At 64.1% G+C, this 16608-nt stretch carries 13 protein-coding genes; 10 read left to right on the top strand and 3 right to left on the bottom strand.

What is annotated here, in order from left to right; all coding sequences use genetic code 11:
* The first annotated feature begins 67 nt into the window (after nt 1-67).
* From ACVIIV_RS31065 to ACVIIV_RS31040, 6 genes are all read left to right on the top strand, one after another.
* Complete coding sequence (locus ACVIIV_RS31065) at nt 68-1018, top strand: ABC transporter permease (protein WP_456747582.1); 951 nt, start codon at nt 68-70, stop codon at nt 1016-1018.
* Nucleotides 1015-1902, top strand: a complete 888-nt coding sequence (locus ACVIIV_RS31060) for an ABC transporter permease (protein ID WP_456747581.1) — start codon at nt 1015-1017, stop codon at nt 1900-1902. Before ACVIIV_RS31065 ends, ACVIIV_RS31060 begins: the two co-directional genes overlap by 4 nt.
* A gap of 2 nt (nt 1903-1904) precedes the next feature.
* Nucleotides 1905-2918, top strand: a complete 1014-nt coding sequence (locus ACVIIV_RS31055; RefSeq protein ID WP_456747580.1) for an ABC transporter ATP-binding protein — start codon at nt 1905-1907, stop codon at nt 2916-2918.
* On the top strand, nt 2915-3919 hold the full coding sequence (locus ACVIIV_RS31050; RefSeq protein ID WP_456747579.1) for an ABC transporter ATP-binding protein: 1005 nt from the start codon (nt 2915-2917) through the stop codon (nt 3917-3919). The genes ACVIIV_RS31055 and ACVIIV_RS31050 overlap by 4 nt, the downstream gene beginning before the upstream one ends.
* 55 nt (nt 3920-3974) lie before the next feature.
* Nucleotides 3975-5471: an ABC transporter substrate-binding protein gene (locus ACVIIV_RS31045; protein ID WP_456747578.1), complete on the top strand. Its 1497-nt coding sequence runs from the start codon at nt 3975-3977 to the stop codon at nt 5469-5471.
* Between the two features lie 111 nt (nt 5472-5582).
* Complete coding sequence (locus tag ACVIIV_RS31040; RefSeq protein ID WP_456748866.1) at nt 5583-7148, top strand: amidase family protein; 1566 nt, start codon at nt 5583-5585, stop codon at nt 7146-7148.
* 31 nt (nt 7149-7179) lie between these two features.
* On the opposite strand, the gene ACVIIV_RS31035 is transcribed toward ACVIIV_RS31040, so the two are convergent.
* Nucleotides 7180-7506, bottom strand: a complete 327-nt coding sequence (locus ACVIIV_RS31035; protein WP_456747577.1) for a nuclear transport factor 2 family protein — start codon at nt 7504-7506, stop codon at nt 7180-7182.
* A 143-nt stretch (nt 7507-7649) separates the two neighbouring features.
* On the opposite strand from ACVIIV_RS31035, the gene ACVIIV_RS31030 reads away from it, so the two are divergent.
* Together ACVIIV_RS31030 and ACVIIV_RS31025 are read left to right on the top strand one after the other, a co-directional pair.
* Nucleotides 7650-11543: a LuxR C-terminal-related transcriptional regulator gene (locus ACVIIV_RS31030; protein ID WP_456747576.1), complete on the top strand. Its 3894-nt coding sequence runs from the start codon at nt 7650-7652 to the stop codon at nt 11541-11543.
* Nucleotides 11544-11750: 207 nt separating this feature from the next.
* Complete coding sequence (locus tag ACVIIV_RS31025; RefSeq protein WP_456747575.1) at nt 11751-12725, top strand: magnesium transporter CorA family protein; 975 nt, start codon at nt 11751-11753, stop codon at nt 12723-12725.
* A gap of 171 nt (nt 12726-12896) precedes the next feature.
* Here the strand turns inward: ACVIIV_RS31025 and ACVIIV_RS31020 are convergent, their stop codons facing one another.
* Entirely contained in the window at nt 12897-13523 is a 627-nt protein-coding gene (locus ACVIIV_RS31020) for an alpha/beta hydrolase (protein WP_456747574.1), read from the bottom strand.
* Complete coding sequence (locus ACVIIV_RS31015; protein WP_456747573.1) at nt 13520-14458, bottom strand: ring-cleaving dioxygenase; 939 nt, start codon at nt 14456-14458, stop codon at nt 13520-13522. The genes ACVIIV_RS31020 and ACVIIV_RS31015 overlap by 4 nt, the downstream gene beginning before the upstream one ends.
* Before the next feature lie 128 nt (nt 14459-14586).
* Here ACVIIV_RS31015 and ACVIIV_RS31010 point away from each other — a divergent pair, with 128 nt between their 5' ends.
* The gene (locus ACVIIV_RS31010) at nt 14587-15510 is read left to right on the top strand and encodes a LysR substrate-binding domain-containing protein (protein WP_456747572.1); all 924 of its coding nucleotides are present in this window, start codon (nt 14587-14589) and stop codon (nt 15508-15510) included.
* Between the two features lie 449 nt (nt 15511-15959).
* A complete protein-coding gene (locus ACVIIV_RS31005) occupies nt 15960-16436 on the top strand; it encodes a hypothetical protein (protein WP_456747571.1) in 477 nt (158 codons plus the stop codon).
* The last annotated feature ends 172 nt before the right edge of the window (nt 16437-16608 follow it).

Here is a 16608-nt window from a genome sequence, read left to right as displayed (position 1 = left end):
AAAGGACTTGCCTCCGGCGTCCAGACATGTTGATCGTGCCGCGGGTGAGCCCTGAAGCCGAGCACGCATGAGCGTCTTTGTCCTCCGACGTCTGTTGACCTTGCTGGCGACGCTGGTCGGCGCATCGCTGATCATCTTCCTGGTGCTAGACGCGCTTCCGGGCAATGCCGCGCAGATGCTGATGGGCGCCGACGCCTCGCCGGACGCGGTGCGCGCGCTCACCGTCAAGCTCGGGCTCGACCAGCCGCTGGCCGTTCGCTACCTGCAATGGATCAAGGGCCTCGTCGTCGGCGATCTCGGCAACTCTTATGTCTACGGTACCCCGGTCGCCAGCCTGATCGCGGAGCGGCTGGTGCTGACCATTCCGCTCGCGATCATGGCGATGACGGTTACGGTGACGCTGGCGCTCTCGGCCGGCATCTACACCGCCGCCAACCACAACAAGCTCGGCGATGTCGGGGTGATGTCGCTGACCCAGGTCGGCATCGCGCTGCCGAACTTCTGGTTTGCGATCCTCTTGGTGCTGTTGTTCTCGGTGCGACTGCAATGGCTCTCGGCGGGCGGCTTTGCCGGCTGGGAGGACGGCATCTGGCCAGGGATCAAGTCACTGCTGCTGCCGGCGATCTCGCTTGCCGTGGTGCAGGCCGCGATCCTCGCGCGCGTTACGCGATCGGCCGTGCTGGAAGTGCTGCGCGAAGACTTCGTCCGCACCGCACGCGCAAAAGGCCTCGGCAAGCGCGAGGTGCTGTGGAGCCATGTGCTGCGCAACGCCATGATCCCCGTGATGACCGTGATGGGGCTGCAATTCGCCAACCTGCTCGCCGGCACCATCGTGATCGAGAACGTGTTCTACCTGCCGGGCCTCGGCCGCCTGATCTTCCAGTCGATCGCCAACCGCGACCTGATCGTGGTGCGGAACTGCGTGATGCTGCTCGCCGCCATGGTCGTCATCGTCAACTTCGTCGTCGACGTGCTCTATGCCTATATCGATCCTCGCATCAAGGTTCACGACCTGTGAGCGCGCCTCTGACCATCGACGCGCCGGTTGCAACGCGTCCTCTGCCGGCCCGCACCTTCTGGCGCCGCGCGCTGCGCCACCGCAGCTTCGTGCTCGGCGGCACGCTAAGCCTGCTGGTGCTCGCCTCGGCGCTGCTGTCGCTGGTGTGGACGCCGTGGTCTCCCTACGAGATCGACATCGCCGCAAAGCTCAAGCCGCCCTCGGCATCGCACTGGCTCGGCACCGATTCCTTCGGCCGCGACATCGTTTCGCTGCTGCTTGCGGGGGCCCGCTCCACCATCATGGTCGGCATCATTGCCGTGAGCATCGGTCTCACCTTTGGCGTCTGCCTCGGCCTGATCGCCTCGGCCCGGCGAGGCTGGACCGAAGAGATCATCATGCGCTTTGCCGATTTCAGCTTCGCGTTTCCGGCCGTGCTCTCCGCGATCATGCTTGCCGCCGTGGTGGGGCCGGGCATGGTGACCTCGATCGTCGCGATCGGCATCTTCCAGATCCCGACGCTGACGCGGCTGACGCGCGGCTCGGCCAACGCGATCTGGGCGCGCGAATTCGTGCTGGCCGCGCGCGCCGCGGGCAAGGGGCGCTTCCGCATCACCATCGAGCATGTGCTGCCGAATATCCTGTCGATCCTGATCGTGCAGGTCACCATCCAGTTCGCGCTCGCCATTCTCGCCGAAGCCGCGCTGTCCTATCTCGGTCTCGGCACGCAGCCGCCGCAGCCGTCCTGGGGACGGATGCTGAACGATGCGCAGACGCTGCTGTTCCAGTCGCCGATGCTCGCGGTCTATCCGGGCGCTGCGATCGCCATCGCGGTGCTCGGTCTCAATCTCCTCGGTGACGGGCTGCGCGACCTGCTCGATCCCCGGCTGGCGCGGGAGCGATGATGATGGGCGAGCGCTCCAACATGCCGCTGATCGAAGTTGACAATCTCGGCGTCCGCCTCAACACCAGCCGCGGCCCGGCGCAGGCCGTGCGCGGCGTCAGCTTCTCGCTCAAGCGCGGCGAGACGCTCGGGCTCGTCGGCGAATCCGGCTGCGGCAAGTCGGTCACGGCGCTGTCGTTGATGGGGCTGCTGCCGGACAGCGCGGCCGTCACCGGCAGCATCAAGCTCGACGGCGACGAGCTCGTCGGGCTTTCGGACGCCGATTACTGTCGCCTGCGCGGCAACCGCATCAGCATGATCTTCCAGGAGCCGATGACCGCGCTCAACCCGATGCACACGATCGGTAACCAGGTCGCCGAGCCGCTGCGCCGTCACAAGAGATATTCGGCGGCGCAGGCGCGGAAAGAAGCGATCGCCTTGCTCGACCGCGTCGGGCTGCCCGATGCTACCAGGCGCGTCGACGCCTATCCGCATCAGTTCTCAGGCGGGCAGCGCCAGCGCATCACCATCGCCATGGCGCTCGCCTGCGAGCCCGACCTGTTGATCGCGGACGAGCCGACCACCGCGCTCGACGTCACCATCCAGGGCCAGATCCTCGACCTTATCGCCGATCTCGTCGAGGAGCGCGGCATGTCGATGATCCTGATCTCGCACGATCTCGGCGTCATCGCCGAGAACGTGCAGCGCATGATGGTGATGTATGGCGGTACCGTCGTCGAGAGCGGGCCGACCGACGAGGTGTTCCGCCGCATGGGCCATCCCTACTCGCAGGGCCTGTTCCGCGCCCGGCCGAAGCTCGGCGCGCGCAAGGGGACGCGGCTGAAGACGATCTCGGGCACGGTGCCGGAGCTCGCCGACCTGCCGTCCGGTTGCACCTTCTCCGATCGCTGTCCGCTCGTGATCGATCAGTGCCGCGCCGCGCTGCCGCCGATGGTGGATGTCGGGCCCGGCCATTTCGCACGCTGCATCCGGACGGATGTCTCGATGGCCGAACGCGTCGGAGCGCTGACCGCATGACCGCTGCGCCGCTTCTCGATGTGAAGGATCTCGAACAGCGCTATACGCTGCCGCGCGAAAGCCTGTTTCGCCCGCCAGGGCAGGTGCGCGCGCTCAACGGCGTCAGCGTGCGGGTCCAAGCCGGCAAGAGCCTCGGCATCGTTGGAGAGTCCGGCTCCGGCAAGTCCACCTTCGCGCGCGTCGTGATGGCGCTGGAGCGGCCGACCTCAGGGCAGGTCGCGCTGCTCGGCCGCGATCTCAACCGCATTCCTCCCGACGAGCTGCGCCGCGCCCGGCGCGATTTCCAGATGGTGTTCCAGGACCCCTATGGCTCGCTCGACCCGCGCCAGACCATCGCGCGGATCGTCGCCGAGCCGCTGACTGTGCTCGAAGGCGCCGACCGCACCACGTTCCGCGACCGCGTCGCCGCGGTGCTGCGGCAGGTGGGTTTGCGCGATGCGGACATGGACAAATATCCGCACGAATTCTCCGGCGGCCAGCGCCAGCGCATCGCCATTGCGCGTGCGCTGATCACGCAGCCGAAGCTGATCGTCGCTGACGAGCCGGTCTCCGCGCTCGACGTCTCCGTGCAGGCGCAGGTGCTGAACCTGATGCAGGATCTCCAGGAGCAGTTCGGCCTCAGCTACATCCTGATCAGCCATGACCTCGCGGTCGTCGACTATCTCTGCGACGAGGTTGCGGTCATGTATCTCGGCCGCATCGTCGAGCAGGGGCGGCCGGAGGATCTGTTCGAGCGCTGTGCCCATCCCTATACGCGCGCGCTGCTGGATGCCGTGCCGCGGGCGCGCGCCGGGGGCGGCCGGCGGCGGCGCGGAGCCCAGGCGATCGCCTCGCAATCGGCGGCAGCGAGCGGATGTCCTTATGTCGCGCGCTGTGCACTTGCCGACCAGCATTGCCGCGAGGCACTGCCTGAGCTACGCAGGGTGGGTGAGGGGCACCTCGCCGCCTGCCACAAGGCCGAGGCCGTGATGGCATTGCCGCAGGCGGTGATGGAAGGTTAGTGTCCGGACCAGGATTGGCGTAGGCTGAAGACAACAGCAGGCCGGGGAGTTACGCATGTTCAGGAAACTATCGATCATCGCATTTGCCCTCACACTTGCCGCAGCGCCTTTGCCGGTGCTGGCGCAGAGCAAGAAGGACAGCGTCGTCATGGCGATGGCGCTGGAGCCGCCGGGCCTCGATCCCACCAATGCCGCCGCCGCCGCGATCGCCGAGGTCACGCTCTACAACATCTATGAGACGCTGACCAAGATCAACGAGGACGGCTCGGTCTCGCCGCTGCTGGCCGAGAGCTGGACGGCATCGCCCGATTTGAGGACCTATACGTTCAAGCTGCGCAAGGGCGTCAAATTTCAAAATAGCGAGCCGTTCAATTCCGCCGCGGTGAAATTCTCGTTCGAGCGCAACGCCGCGCCGACCAGCACGAACAAGGACAAGAGCCTCTACCAGGCCTTCGAGAAGGTCGAGGCGCCTGACGCCGACACCATCGTGATCACCATGAAGTATGGCGAACCGAACCTGCCGTTCCTGCTCGGGCAGGCGGGCGGCTCGATCGTCGAGCCGAAGAGCGCGGCCACCAACGTGACCCAGCCGGTCGGCACCGGGCCCTACCAGCTTGGCGCCTGGGCCAAGGGCTCTTCGATCACGCTGACCAAATGGGCCGACTATCGCAACGCCGCTGCGGTCAAGCTGTCGAAGGTGACGATCCGCTTCATCTCCGATCCGGCGGCGCAGGTAGCGGCGCTGCTCTCGGGCGACGTCGATGCGTTCCCGCGCGTCTCGGCTCAGCGCACCATTGCCCAGTTCAAGGCCGATCCGCGCTTCACCGTGCTGGTCGGCGGCTCCAGGGCCAAGACCATCGTCGCGATCAACCACCGCAAGAAGCCGCTGGACGACGTCCGCGTCCGCCGCGCCATCCTTGCCGCGATCGACCGCAAGGCCATGATCGACGGCGCCGTCGACGGCTTCGGCACGCCGATCGGCAGTTTCTATGTGCCGGGTGCGCTCGGCTATGTCGATACCACCGGCATCAACCCGTACGATCCTGAGAAGGCAAAGAAGCTTCTGGCCGAGGCCGGCGTCACCACGCCGCTCGAATTGTCGCTGAAGCTGCCGCCGCCGTCCTATGCGCGGCAGGGCGGCGAGATTGCCGCAGCCCAGCTCGCCAAGGTCGGTATCGTCGCCAAAATCGAGAACGTCGAATGGGCGCAATGGCTGTCGCAGGTATTCGCCGGCAATGGTCCGCACAATTTCGATCTGACCATTGTCAGCCATGTCGAGCCGTTCGACCTCGTCAAGATCACCGAGCCGGACTACTACCTCGGCTACAACAACGAGAAGTTCAACGCGCTCTACAAGCAGATCGTCTCGACGCCGGACGAGGCCACCCGCGCAAAACTGCTCGGCGATGCCCAGCGCATGCTCGCGACCGACGCCGTCTCCGCCTATCTGTACCAGCCGCAGCTGATCACCATCACCAACAAGAAGCTCAAGGGCGTCTGGAAGGACGTGCCGCAATACGAGAACGATTTCTCGACGTGGCATTGGGAGTAGGGGGAAGGGCACCGCTGAGGCGCGCGCTGCCGATTGCTGTGCCCTCTTCCCTTGTGGGAGAGGCCCAGAACAAAATTTGAAAAACAACCCCATGCACAGTAGCCGGGTGATATCGCTCATGCTCTGGCCAGTGGGCATGTCACTGCCACAGCGCTTGCCAAAGCCTATCTCGCGCGCATTGAGGCCTACGACCGCGATGGACCCAAGCTCAACTCGGTACGCGCGCTCAATCCCGATGCGCTCGCGATCGCGGGCAAGCTCGACGGCACCAAGCCCTCGGCCAAGCGGCCGCTGGCGGGCATCCCGATCCTGGTGAAGGACAACATCGCGACCGGCGGCGAGCAGCCGACCACGGCAGGCTCGCTGGCACTGGAAGGCGCGTACGCCAAGGCCGACGCCACAATCGTCAAGCGGCTGCGGGACGCCGGCGCGGTGATCCTCGGCAAGGCGAACCTGACCGAGTTTTCCAACATGCTCGCGGTCGACATGCCCGCCGGCTACTCGTCGCTGGGCGGTCAGGTGAAGAACCCCTACGCGCCGGCGCTGGTCGACGATCACGGCATCCCGGTCGTGTCCCCGGGAGGCTCGAGCGCGGGGTCGGCGGTCGCAGTGGCGGCAGGTTTGTGTGCCGCCTCGATCGGCACCGAGACCTCGGGCTCGCTGCTATTCCCTGCCAGCCAGAACGGCCTCGTCACCGTGAAGCCGACGGTCGGACTGATCAGCCGTGCCGGCATCGTGCCGATCGCGCATAGCCTGGACACCGCGGGGCCGATGACGCGCAACGTGCGCGATGCGGCGCTGCTCCTCAACGTGCTGGCGGCCAAGGACCCGCTCGACCCGGCGACGCAAAAGCAGCGGCGGCCCGCCGATTACACCGATGGCCTCGCCGCCGACGCTATGAAAGGCGCGCGTATCGGCGTGCCGAGCGATCCCGCCGACCCGCTGAACGATCCCTTCTACGGCAAGTTGCCATCCAAAGGAGCGGAGGTGATGGCCGAGGCGATCAAAGTGCTGGAGGACCTCGGCGCCGTGATCGTGCGCGCCAGCATGCCGACGGCCGGCTGGATGAGCGGACCAGGGACGATCATGGCCGTGCTCAACCGTAATCCGCTGAGCCCTAACAAGGGCAATCCAGTCACGCAGCGGATCGTCCTCGTCTACGAGCTGAAGCGAGATCTCAACCTCTACCTGAGGGATTGGGCGACCAACACCGCCACCCGAACCATCACCGACATCGTGGCCTTCAACGAGGCGAATGCGGGCAAGGCGCTGCGTTTCGGCCAGGACCTGTTCCTCGCCGCCGACCTCACCAGAGGCGACTTGCGCGAACGCGAGTACAAGGCGGCACTTGCCATGGACCTGCTCAGCGCCAGGACCCGCGGCATGGATGCCTACATGAACCGGCACGAACTCGACGCCGTGCTGTTCCCTGGCAGCGCAGGCGCCGCAATCGCCGCGAGGGCCGGCTATCCCAGCGTCATGGTGCCGTGCGGCTTCGTCGCCGGGATCGATGGCAAGGATACGCCCGACTATCCGCTCGGCGTCACCTTCGCAGGCCGCGCCTGGAGCGAGCACAAGCTGCTGCGTCTGGCCTACGCCTACGAGCAGGCTTCCGACATGCGCAGGCCGCCGACCGGCTTGCCCGCGCTTTACGCTTCACTGCTCGCGCTTGTCTAGGACCCGCTGTGGGCTACATTCTTGCCGCGGGTTAGTGTGAGGGACCGCAGTTTAGCTCCTTAATCCTCCCGGCGGCGTCAAACGCAAAATGTGCAGTCATGACACCAGTATTAGTGCTGTACGAGATAATGATCCTATCGTGCGAGGGATTGAGATTGTCCAATTGGCCTGCCGGATGGTCTCGGAGGCGGTCGACCCAATGGGCACGAAGTGCCTCGCGGCCGGTAATGGTTTTGACGCCGCCGCAGCCGCAGTGCACCACGGCATCCTCGGCATACATGTCCAAGATCGCTTCGATATCGCCCGCGCGGTAGGCATCGAGCCAGTCAATCGCAACGGCCATCGGGTCAAATGGCATATTTCTCACCTTCAAGCCCCGCGATTGCAGGTAGGGTTAACCCCGCGAAGCCTCTTTCTCTAATCGATTAGTTGTATTTTAATAACCTCACCCGGAGCCGGCCATATGCCGAAGCACATAGATGCCGGGCCGAGGCAGAGTCCATGTTAGACGTGACTGCCAATCAGGGGGTATCCGCGCGCATCCGGCTCGTGATCGGGGATCGACAGCCAATCGTGCTACAGGGGCTGAAATCGATACTCGGGGCGCAGCCGGATTTCGACGTGGTGGCATCGTCCAGCGATGGAACGGGCTGCCTCGAGGCAATCCGGAACTTGACACCCGACGTCGCGCTTCTTGCTGACACCTTGCCAGATCTGACGGCGACCGAGATCCTCGCGGTTGCGAAAGCTGACAATCTTCCCACGCGCCTGGTGTTCTTTACCGAGTCCGAGTCCGACCACGATCTAACCGCAGCGATTGCTGCTGGCACCTGCAGCGCAATTTCGAAGTATGCCTCCCCCGACACCATGCTGCGATCACTGCGACTGATGACGAGGCGCAGTGTGTCGCCCGGGCAGTTCGATCTCGCGCCAAGCGGCACGGCAGCTGACGGCGGCGGCAAAATTGAAAGAATGCTGGAGCTCTTGACGCACCGGGAACGTCAAATTGTACGACTGGTGTCAGAAGGAATGTCGAACAAGGAGATCGCGCGCCAGCTAAACCTTTCCCCAGGGACAGTCAAAGTACACCTGTACAATATATTTCAGAAGCTTGAGATTACCAACAGAACCGTGCTCGCCACTCTGGCGTTGCTGCAACGCCCCTCCGGCTTCGGCACGCTCGCGCTGGCCTTTCTGGCGATCACCATTGCGGACGAACTCAAGGCGTCGGAAGCGAACGACATGCTTCCGAATGACGACAGCATTGGCCACGCGGGAGAGCACGCCGAATATGAGCCCCTGAAGAAAGCTATTCTCCGGCACCTTGTCATCTGGGAATCCGCCGAGACGCCTCCGCTCACCCAGAGAGATTTGTCTGCCAAACTGAGCCAAGTCACGAGCCCGGCGGTGGCAGTGGAAGCGCTGCACGCGGCCGAGCAATCCGTAGGCCCGAAACCGTGGAAAGACCACGGTTCTGTTGGATCGAGCGCGCCCAATCTTGCTACGCTCTTGCCGCGAGGAATGAACGGCACGCAGATTGGAGGTGACCCGACTCCGGAACATCAAGTCGCGCGGCCTGCTTCCAATCCGACGACGGTTCACGGAGAGTACGGCACCTCCGCCACTCTCGCCGGCGCGCTGATCTACGCATTGCACGATCCCCATCTCGCCCTGCGGTCGCATGACCCGGGTCAAGCGTCGATCGACAGCTTCCAGGTCGCCACCGGAGAGGATGCAGCGACAAAGCTGGCCGCGATCACCAATGCCGATGCCAACCATGTAGATAACTCAGCCTCGGGTTTCCTTGCGCACGATTCCCGCCCGCCTTCCGCGTTGGTGACCACTGAACACGAAAGCGTCGCTGGAGAAGGCGCTCGGGGCCAAATGAGCGATGGCGCCGCGGGTGACAACCTGCAAAAGCCTCTCGCCTTATTGGACCTTGGTCACGATGCCGGTATTGGCGGATATGGCCGCGGTGAACTGATTGGCGTCAATGTCGATGAAAACGTTGTTCATCGCTCCCCGATCGATTCCAATTCTGCCTCGTCCTCCTCTGTCTTCGATTTCGCATCTGGACCGGGCAGGATCAATCTTGCAGCTTTCGGAGCCCTTGCTTGGCTCCATATGACGGCAGCGAGCAAGTCCATACCGCCACATACGCTCGCCTGGATCTACAACTCCGCAACCAATGAAACGATCGTCTACGTGAATACGACCGATCATGTTCTTGATATCGGGGATCGCGGCCTGCTCGAAATCCATCTGCAGGGAATTGTGTCCATTGCAGATTCAGATTTCGTCCACCAGCCGGAAGGCGCGGCTGTCGCGATCACCTTGGAAGAGCTGGAAGGAGCGCTGATATCGGTGGCCGCAACCGATGAGATTGTCCTGAGTGCGGACAATGTCCATGGCATCGTCGGCACGAGCGAGAGCACAATCGGGACGGAGGGAGCCTGGAGCAGACTGGCCGACGACGGCCTGAGGTTTCAATTCGGGCACACTCGGGCCGGCTCAGGGGCGTCGTCGAGGTTCAGAACCTCCGCCAGCGATTCGGCGGATGCAACGGAAGAGAGCAATGGTGCCTCTGGCGCGTCGGTTCGCGTATCATCAATCCAGCCTGTTCAAAGCGCGACGGCTACGGCAGTTGGAAACCTCACGTTCAAGAGTGAGCCGATCAAAACGGACACCGGCATTTTGTCCATTGGGGCGAACGAGGTGGTCGGACCGAGCATCGCAACGACCGCTAGCACGGACCGCGGCAACTCGCAGCACGCTTCGGAGCCAGACTCTGCAAAGGCGGCAGCCACTGAGTCGGCCAAAGCCGGCTCCAAACCGGGCAACGGCGGCGGCAATGACGCCGAGCATCGCGCTCCGCCTTCGGACGCTTCGCGAGGGTCAGCGAAAACGGCAGAACAAGGCGGCGTGGACCACGGCAAATCCGGGCACTCAACCGCTGCAAACGCACCGGAAGCAGCCGAGATCGATCAGGGCGCGGCAACGGCCGCTAGCGCCGGCCGCGGCAACTCGCAGCATGCTTCGGAGCCAGGACCTGCAAAGGCGGCAGGCACGGAGTCGATTGAAGGCAGCGTCAAACCGGGCAACGGCGGCGGCAATGGCGCCGAGCATCGCACTCCGGCTTCGGACGCTTCGCGAGGGTCAGCGAAAACGGCAGAACCAGGCGGCGTGAAACACGGCAATGCGGGGCACTCAACCGCTGCAGACGCACCGGAAGCAGCCGAGATCTATCAGGGCGTGGCAACGGCCGCTAGCGCCGGCCGCGGCAACTCGCAGCATGCTTCGGAGCCAGGACCGGCAAAGGCGGCAGGCGCGGAGTCGATTGAAGGCAGCGTCAAACCGGGCAACGGCGGCGGCAATGGCGCCGAGCATCGCGCCCCGGCTTCGGACGCTTCGCGAGGGTCAGCGAAGACGGCAGAACCAGGCGGCGCGGAACACGGCAAATCCGGGCACTCAACCGTTGCAGACGCACCGGAAGCAGCCGAGACCGGCGAACCGAGCGCGGCAACGGCCGCTAGCGCGGGCCGCGGCAACTCGCAGCACGCTTCGGAGCCAGGACCGGCAAAGGCGGCAGGTACGGAGTCGATTGAAGCCGGCGTCAAACCGGGCAACGGCGGCGGCAATGGCGCCGAGCATCGCGCAGCGGCTTCGGACGCTTCGCGAGGGTCGGCGAAGACGGAAGAATCAAGCGGCGTCGAACATGGCAACTCGGGGCACGATCTCCACCCACAATCTGCAAACGCACCGGAAGCAGCCAAGATCAATCAGGACGTGGCAACGGCCGCTAGCGCGGGCCACGGCAACGCGCAGCACGCTTTGGAGCCAGGGTCTACAAAGGTGGCAGCCACGGAGGTGACCGAAGCTGGTTTCATACCGGGCAATAGCGCCGAGCAACACGCTCCGGTTTCGGACGTTGCGAGCGCGTCAGCGGCAGTGACGACGGCAGAACCGGCCGTTGCAGAGCACGGCAATTCGGGGCACTCAACCTCGGCAAACAGGCCGGAAGCAAGCGAGACTGTCGAGCCGAGCGTTGCGACCGGCGGTGACGCTGGAGGCGGAAACCCTAAAAAGGCTTCGCAATCTGCTGCAACCGCATCAGAAGCCGCACAGCCGCCTAAAGCTGCGTCCGAGACCGGCGGGGCAGATCAAGACCTGGTGTTCCGCTTCGATGGCAAGGCAGCTCCTTCCACTCTTGTCGCGGCAGTCGAGCCTAAGGAATTTCATGCTCCTCCCGATCCGCACGTTCCGCTCGGTCAGGAGAAGGACCTCGAGATGATCGTCAAAATGGTCTCTCATGGACTGGACGAACACACGGCCAACCACGGCAATAATGGTCCGCATCACGGCCTTGTACCTGCGCCTCATGACTTGCTGATTTGAAACGTTGCATCGTCATTGACTGAACGCGCGCAGGAGTGCGACAGCGAGGGCCCGATGTTGAGCCCTCATCTCTTGTAAGCATCGGTGAGAGTGGCGCGGATACCGCTGTTGCCGCAGAGGTATTGAACGTTTGCAACCCCCATGCGTTAGTCGGCCGGTGACGCCATGCACCATCCGGCATGACGATGCGGCCACGGAGTCCTGTCCTTGCTCAAACTCTACAGATGGCCGTCCGACGACTGGCAGAACATCGGCGCGGACATGCCGTCCGAGATCATCTGGGCTGATCTGCTGAATGCGACTGAAGAAGAAAAGCAATTCGTCGAGCGGTTGCTGAAGATCCGCATTCCCTCGCAAGAGTCGCTCAGCGAGATCGAGGCGTCGAGCCGACTGATCTTCGACCACGGCACGCTCTATCTCAGCTCGCCGGCGGTCCGGCTCAGCGAGGATAACGAGGCCGAGATCACGCCGGTGGGTTTCGTCATCGGCCCGCACGTGCTGGTGACGGTGCGCTTTGCAGAGCTGCCGATCTTCGACGACATCGGCAAGAGCGTCGGCTCCGACGCCAGCCTGGAGAACGGCATGTGCGTGTTCGCCAGCCTGCTCGAGGCCATGATCGATCGCGGTGCCGATGTCCTGGAGCATCTCGGCGCCAAGGTCGATCGGCTCTCGCGGGGTGTCTTCAAGGGCGGGCTGGTGCCCACCCAACGTCCGGTGCGCTCCAGCCGCAGGATGCGCGAGGCTCTGGAGAACATCGGCGAGCTGGCCGACCGGCTCGCCAAGGCGCGCGATGTCCTGCTCGGGGTGGGCCGCATCGCCTCGTTTGCCGGCGACGTCGGCAGCGAGTGGATCACGGCTTCGTCGAAGAAGCGCCTTGAGGCCGTGTCGAAGGACGTCGTCTCGCTCAGCGATTACGAGACGCGATTGTCGGACAAGATCCAGCTTCTGCTCGATGCTGTGCTCGGCTTCGTCAACATCCAGCAGAACGAGCTGTTCAAGATCCTGACGATCGTGTCGGTCGTCGGCGTACCGCCGACCATCCTGGTCGGCATCTGGGGCATGAACTTCAAGCACATGCCCGAGCTTGACTGGACCTTCGGCTATCCGCTGGCCTGGCTCGCAGTCATCGCCAGCGGCGTGCTGCCGCTGATCTGGTTCAAGCGGCGCGGCTGGTTCGAGTGATGGCCGGTTCGTAGGGTGGGTTAGGCTCACGGCTGCGCGAAGCGCATCCGCGAGACGTAACCCACCATCTCTCTCTGCGCGGTGACCGAAGCGGTGGGTTACGCCTTGGCGACTGCGCATTGCGCAGCCGCCAAGACTAACCCACCCTACACATTGTCGATGCTCGTCAGATCATGCCGCTTCGGCGTCGACGTTGCCGATCCAGTCGCGGGCCAGCGTCACGTCGGCTTGCGACAATTGGTGGTCTGCCGGCAGGACCTTGTGGGTGACGTTCGCACCTGCTTGCGACAGCAACGCCGCGAGCCGTGCCGAATTGTCCGCGGGCACGATCGGGTCGCCCTGTCCGGAGAGGAGCAGAACGGGCTTGCCTGCAAGATCGGCGTTCGGCGGATCCGACAGCGGCACCATGGCGCGCAGCAGGATCGCACCGGACAACGCCTTCGGCTTCAGCAGCAACAGCGCCGCCGCGATGTTGGCGCCGTTGGAGAAACCGACCGCGATGGGCGCTGCAAGGCCGTAACGTTGCCGCGCCTCCGCGACGAAGTCGCCGAGCTCGCGCGCGCGGCGGCGCACGTCGTCCTCGTCGAACACGCCCTCGGCGAGCCGGCGGAAGAAGCGCGGCATGCCGTGCTCGAGCACGCGGCCGCGCGGCGAGAGCAGGGCGGAGCCGGGCGAGATCATCTTGCCGAGTCCGAGCAGGTCGTTCTCGTCGCCGCCGGTGCCGTGCAGCAGCAGCAGCGGAGGGGAGCCCGCGTTGCCTGCGGGCTCGAAGCGATGGATGAATGCGGTTTCGGTCATGACGCGGTCTCTTCCAGGCTCGGCAGAACGCCTTCGATCTGCTTGCGATGCTGTTCGAGGAAGCTCGGCAGCTTCAGGTCTCGCCCCAGTGTCGCGACGGGCTCGTCGACGGCGAAGCCGGGGATGTCGGTCGCGATCTCGAACAGCACGCCGCCGGGCTCGCGGAAGTAGATCGAGCGGAAGTAGTTGCGGTCGCGCTGCTCGGTCGGGTGCAGGCCGTGATTGCTCACGAGCCTCGCAGCCATCTTGCCCTGCTCGGTATCGTCAGCCGCGCGGAAGGCGATGTGGTGCACCGAGCCGCCGCCCTGGTGCCCGCGCAAGAAGCCTTTGGCCTCGTAGATGTCGACGACGCTGCCTTCGGCATCGCCCGGCGCCTTGAAGCGGATCACCGAGCCCTCGCGTCCCGTCTCCTTGAAGCCGAACACGTCGGTGAGGACGGCAGCGGTCTTCGCCGCACTGTCGAGCAGCAGGGTCACGCCGTGAAAGCCGCGGATCGCATGCTCGGCCGGCACGTCGCCATTGCTCCAGCCCGGCTCGTTCTCGGCACCGGGAACGCCGACAAGAGCGAGCGCCATGCCGTCAGGGTCGGTGAACGGCAGCACGGACTCGCCAAAGCGCTTCTCCAGCGCCTCGTATGCGATGCCCTTCTCGGTGAAGCGCTGCGTCCAGTAGCCGAGCGAGCGCTGCGGCACGCGGAAGGCGGTCTGGTGGGTCTCGCCGACGCCGCGGCGGCCGGCCGAGACGCCCGCCCAGGGGAAGAAGGTCAGGATGGTGCCGGGGCGGCCGGTCTCGTCGCCGTAATAGAAGTGATAGGTGCCGGGATCGTCGAAATTGACCGTCTTCTTGACGAAGCGGAGGCCGAGATCCCTTGTGTAGAAGCCGAAGTTACGGATCGGATCGCCGGCTATCGCGGTGACATGGTGCAGTCCAGACATTGTCGTCCTCCAGATTTAGGGAGCGGTCTTGCTCTGGCCGGAAATATCGTTCCGCTTTGGATTGGAGACAATCCATGCAAATATGACGGCTATGTCTACGATTTGGAAACAATTCGCGGAACCAAGCCTTGGATAAGGTCGGCAGCCTCCGGGCCTTCGTGAAGGTGGTGGAAAGCGGCAGCTTTGCGGAAGCCGGCCGGCAACTGCGGCTGTCGCGCTCGGCGATCAGCAAGTACATCGCCGACCTCGAGGAGAGCCTCGGCGTGCAGCTATTGAACCGGACCACCCGGCACGCCAGCCCGACCGAGAACGGCCAGCGCTATTTCGAGCGCGCGGTCGTGATCCTCTCGGAAATCGAGGCCGCCGACCAGGCCGTGACGCAGGCCCAGTCGGCGCCGCGCGGGCTGCTCCGCGTCAACGCGCCAATGTCGTTCGGCACGATGCGGCTCGGGCCGGTGCTCGCCGATTTCATGGCGCGTTATGGCGAGCTTCAGCTCCAGATCGTGCTCAGCGACGATCTGCTCGATCCGGTGCAGGACGGCTTTGACGTGACCCTGCGGATCGCGGAGCTGGAATCCTCCAGCCTGATTGCGCGAAAAATCATGCCGGTGGCGCGCATGATCTGCGCTTCGCCGGATTATCTCGCGCGCCATGGCACGCCGAAACATCCGCAGGGTCTGCGCGAGCACGCCTCGCTGACCTACGGCTTCCTGCTCACGGGCAATCAGTGGAAGCTCACCGGCGCGGACGGCGACCACTGGATCCAGCCGGCCTGGTCGCTCTGCGTCAACAACGCGGAGGTGCTGCGCGACGTCGCGATCAAGGGCAGGGGGTTAGCGCTGCTGCCGGAGTTCATTGCCGCCGATGCTTTGCGCAAAGGCGAGCTGCGGACGGTGCTGGATGACTATTCCGCGCCGCCGCTCGCGCTCTACGCAGTGTATCCGCCGACGCGGCATCTGTCGGTGAAGGTGCGGCTGTTCATCGATTTTCTGGTGGAGCGGTTTGGGCGCGAGGAGGAGGACGTTGGCGGGCGCAGACGTACTGGCTCGTGAAGCCATGAATCTGCCGGGGCAACGGCTCGCAGCGATCTGTCGCGATTAGCCGAGAAGGGGAACTACACGGCGGCCAGTCCGGGATTTGCCTTTGAAATGGTGAGCGGCATGGGCTCTTCCATTGTCAACGTTGTTGACAGTGATTCCTCGGAATTGCTCTTCCGCGAACGATTGGATGAAGTCCGGTAACCAGCAAAGGCCATGACGATTGTGCCTTTGCTGAGAGTCCCGTGCCGTTGCTGGATACGATTATACCGCAACGGAAACTTGAACTTCTCCCCATCGCTTGGGACTCATATTTGCGTCCCGACTTCGCGCCTCAGGACTGAGAGAGCTTCAGCCGCTGTCGGGGCGTTGCCGAGGGCTCTCTTCCGTGCCACCGCGAAGAGCCGGGCACGACGAGTAGCTCGCACTTCTCGACTTGATTTCAACAAGCGCAGGAGGAAGCTATGTGGAAGTCTCTCACCTTTTTCCTTTCTGGCGTGGCATTGGCCGTCGCGGCGTCAACAGCCGTAGCCGGTGAGCGGGTGCTCGAGTTCAAGCTGATCACGAAGCCGATCGACCTCAAGGTCATAGAGGCCGCAAACGTCGAAGGACAGACGGTTGTGTCCGGGAAGTTCTTCGGCGTCGCCGTCTTCAACGATGGCCGTATCGGAGTGAAGGAGTTCGTCAATACTTCGGACTTGCTCAAAGGGTCGGGCCCCTTCTTCGGCTATAGCACTTACACGTTCGAGGAAGGCTCGATTACGGCGCGCTACACCGGATCGGCGAAAGACGGCAAATCGACGGGCGAATACAAAATCCTGTCGGGCACAGGTGCCTATGCGAACGCCACGGGTACGGGAACGATCGAAAGCGCGCCGAACCCATTCAAGGGCGTCAACCTGCTAAACATAAAGCTCGTCGTCAAGACTTCGGGCTCGTGACGGCGCAATGCGCACAGGTCCCGCACAAAGGTAGTTGATCCCTTGCGTGGCGATTGGCCCGGCCGGAAACACATCGCCGGCCGGGCGACTTGCTGAAGAACTGGCCGGGGTGGTGAGACTGATCTTCCCGCTTGGCCGGCTGACTGGATAGATGTCCGTAGGAGTGAATGCT

The sequence above is a fragment of the Bradyrhizobium sp. USDA 4354 genome, assembly GCF_054060315.1.
Note: the sequence above shows the minus strand (reverse complement) of the source record. Positions and strands in the feature narration are given on the sequence as shown.

What these genes read in the sequence shown, in the direction of transcription:
- ACVIIV_RS31065 (WP_456747582.1), top strand. Translation starts at nt 68, where the DNA reads ATGAGCGTCTTTGTCCTCCGACGTCTGTTGACCTTGCTGGCGACGCTG.
- ACVIIV_RS31055 (WP_456747580.1), top strand. Translation starts at nt 1,905, where the DNA reads ATGGGCGAGCGCTCCAACATGCCGCTGATCGAAGTTGACAATCTCGGC.
- ACVIIV_RS31050 (WP_456747579.1), top strand. Translation starts at nt 2,915, where the DNA reads ATGACCGCTGCGCCGCTTCTCGATGTGAAGGATCTCGAACAGCGCTAT.
- ACVIIV_RS31045 (WP_456747578.1), top strand. Translation starts at nt 3,975, where the DNA reads ATGTTCAGGAAACTATCGATCATCGCATTTGCCCTCACACTTGCCGCA.
- ACVIIV_RS31035 (WP_456747577.1), bottom strand. Translation starts at nt 7,506, where the DNA reads ATGCCATTTGACCCGATGGCCGTTGCGATTGACTGGCTCGATGCCTAC.
- ACVIIV_RS31030 (WP_456747576.1), top strand. Translation starts at nt 7,650, where the DNA reads ATGTTAGACGTGACTGCCAATCAGGGGGTATCCGCGCGCATCCGGCTC.
- ACVIIV_RS31020 (WP_456747574.1), bottom strand. Translation starts at nt 13,523, where the DNA reads ATGACCGAAACCGCATTCATCCATCGCTTCGAGCCCGCAGGCAACGCG.
- ACVIIV_RS31015 (WP_456747573.1), bottom strand. Translation starts at nt 14,458, where the DNA reads ATGTCTGGACTGCACCATGTCACCGCGATAGCCGGCGATCCGATCCGT.
- ACVIIV_RS31005 (WP_456747571.1), top strand. Translation starts at nt 15,960, where the DNA reads ATGTGGAAGTCTCTCACCTTTTTCCTTTCTGGCGTGGCATTGGCCGTC.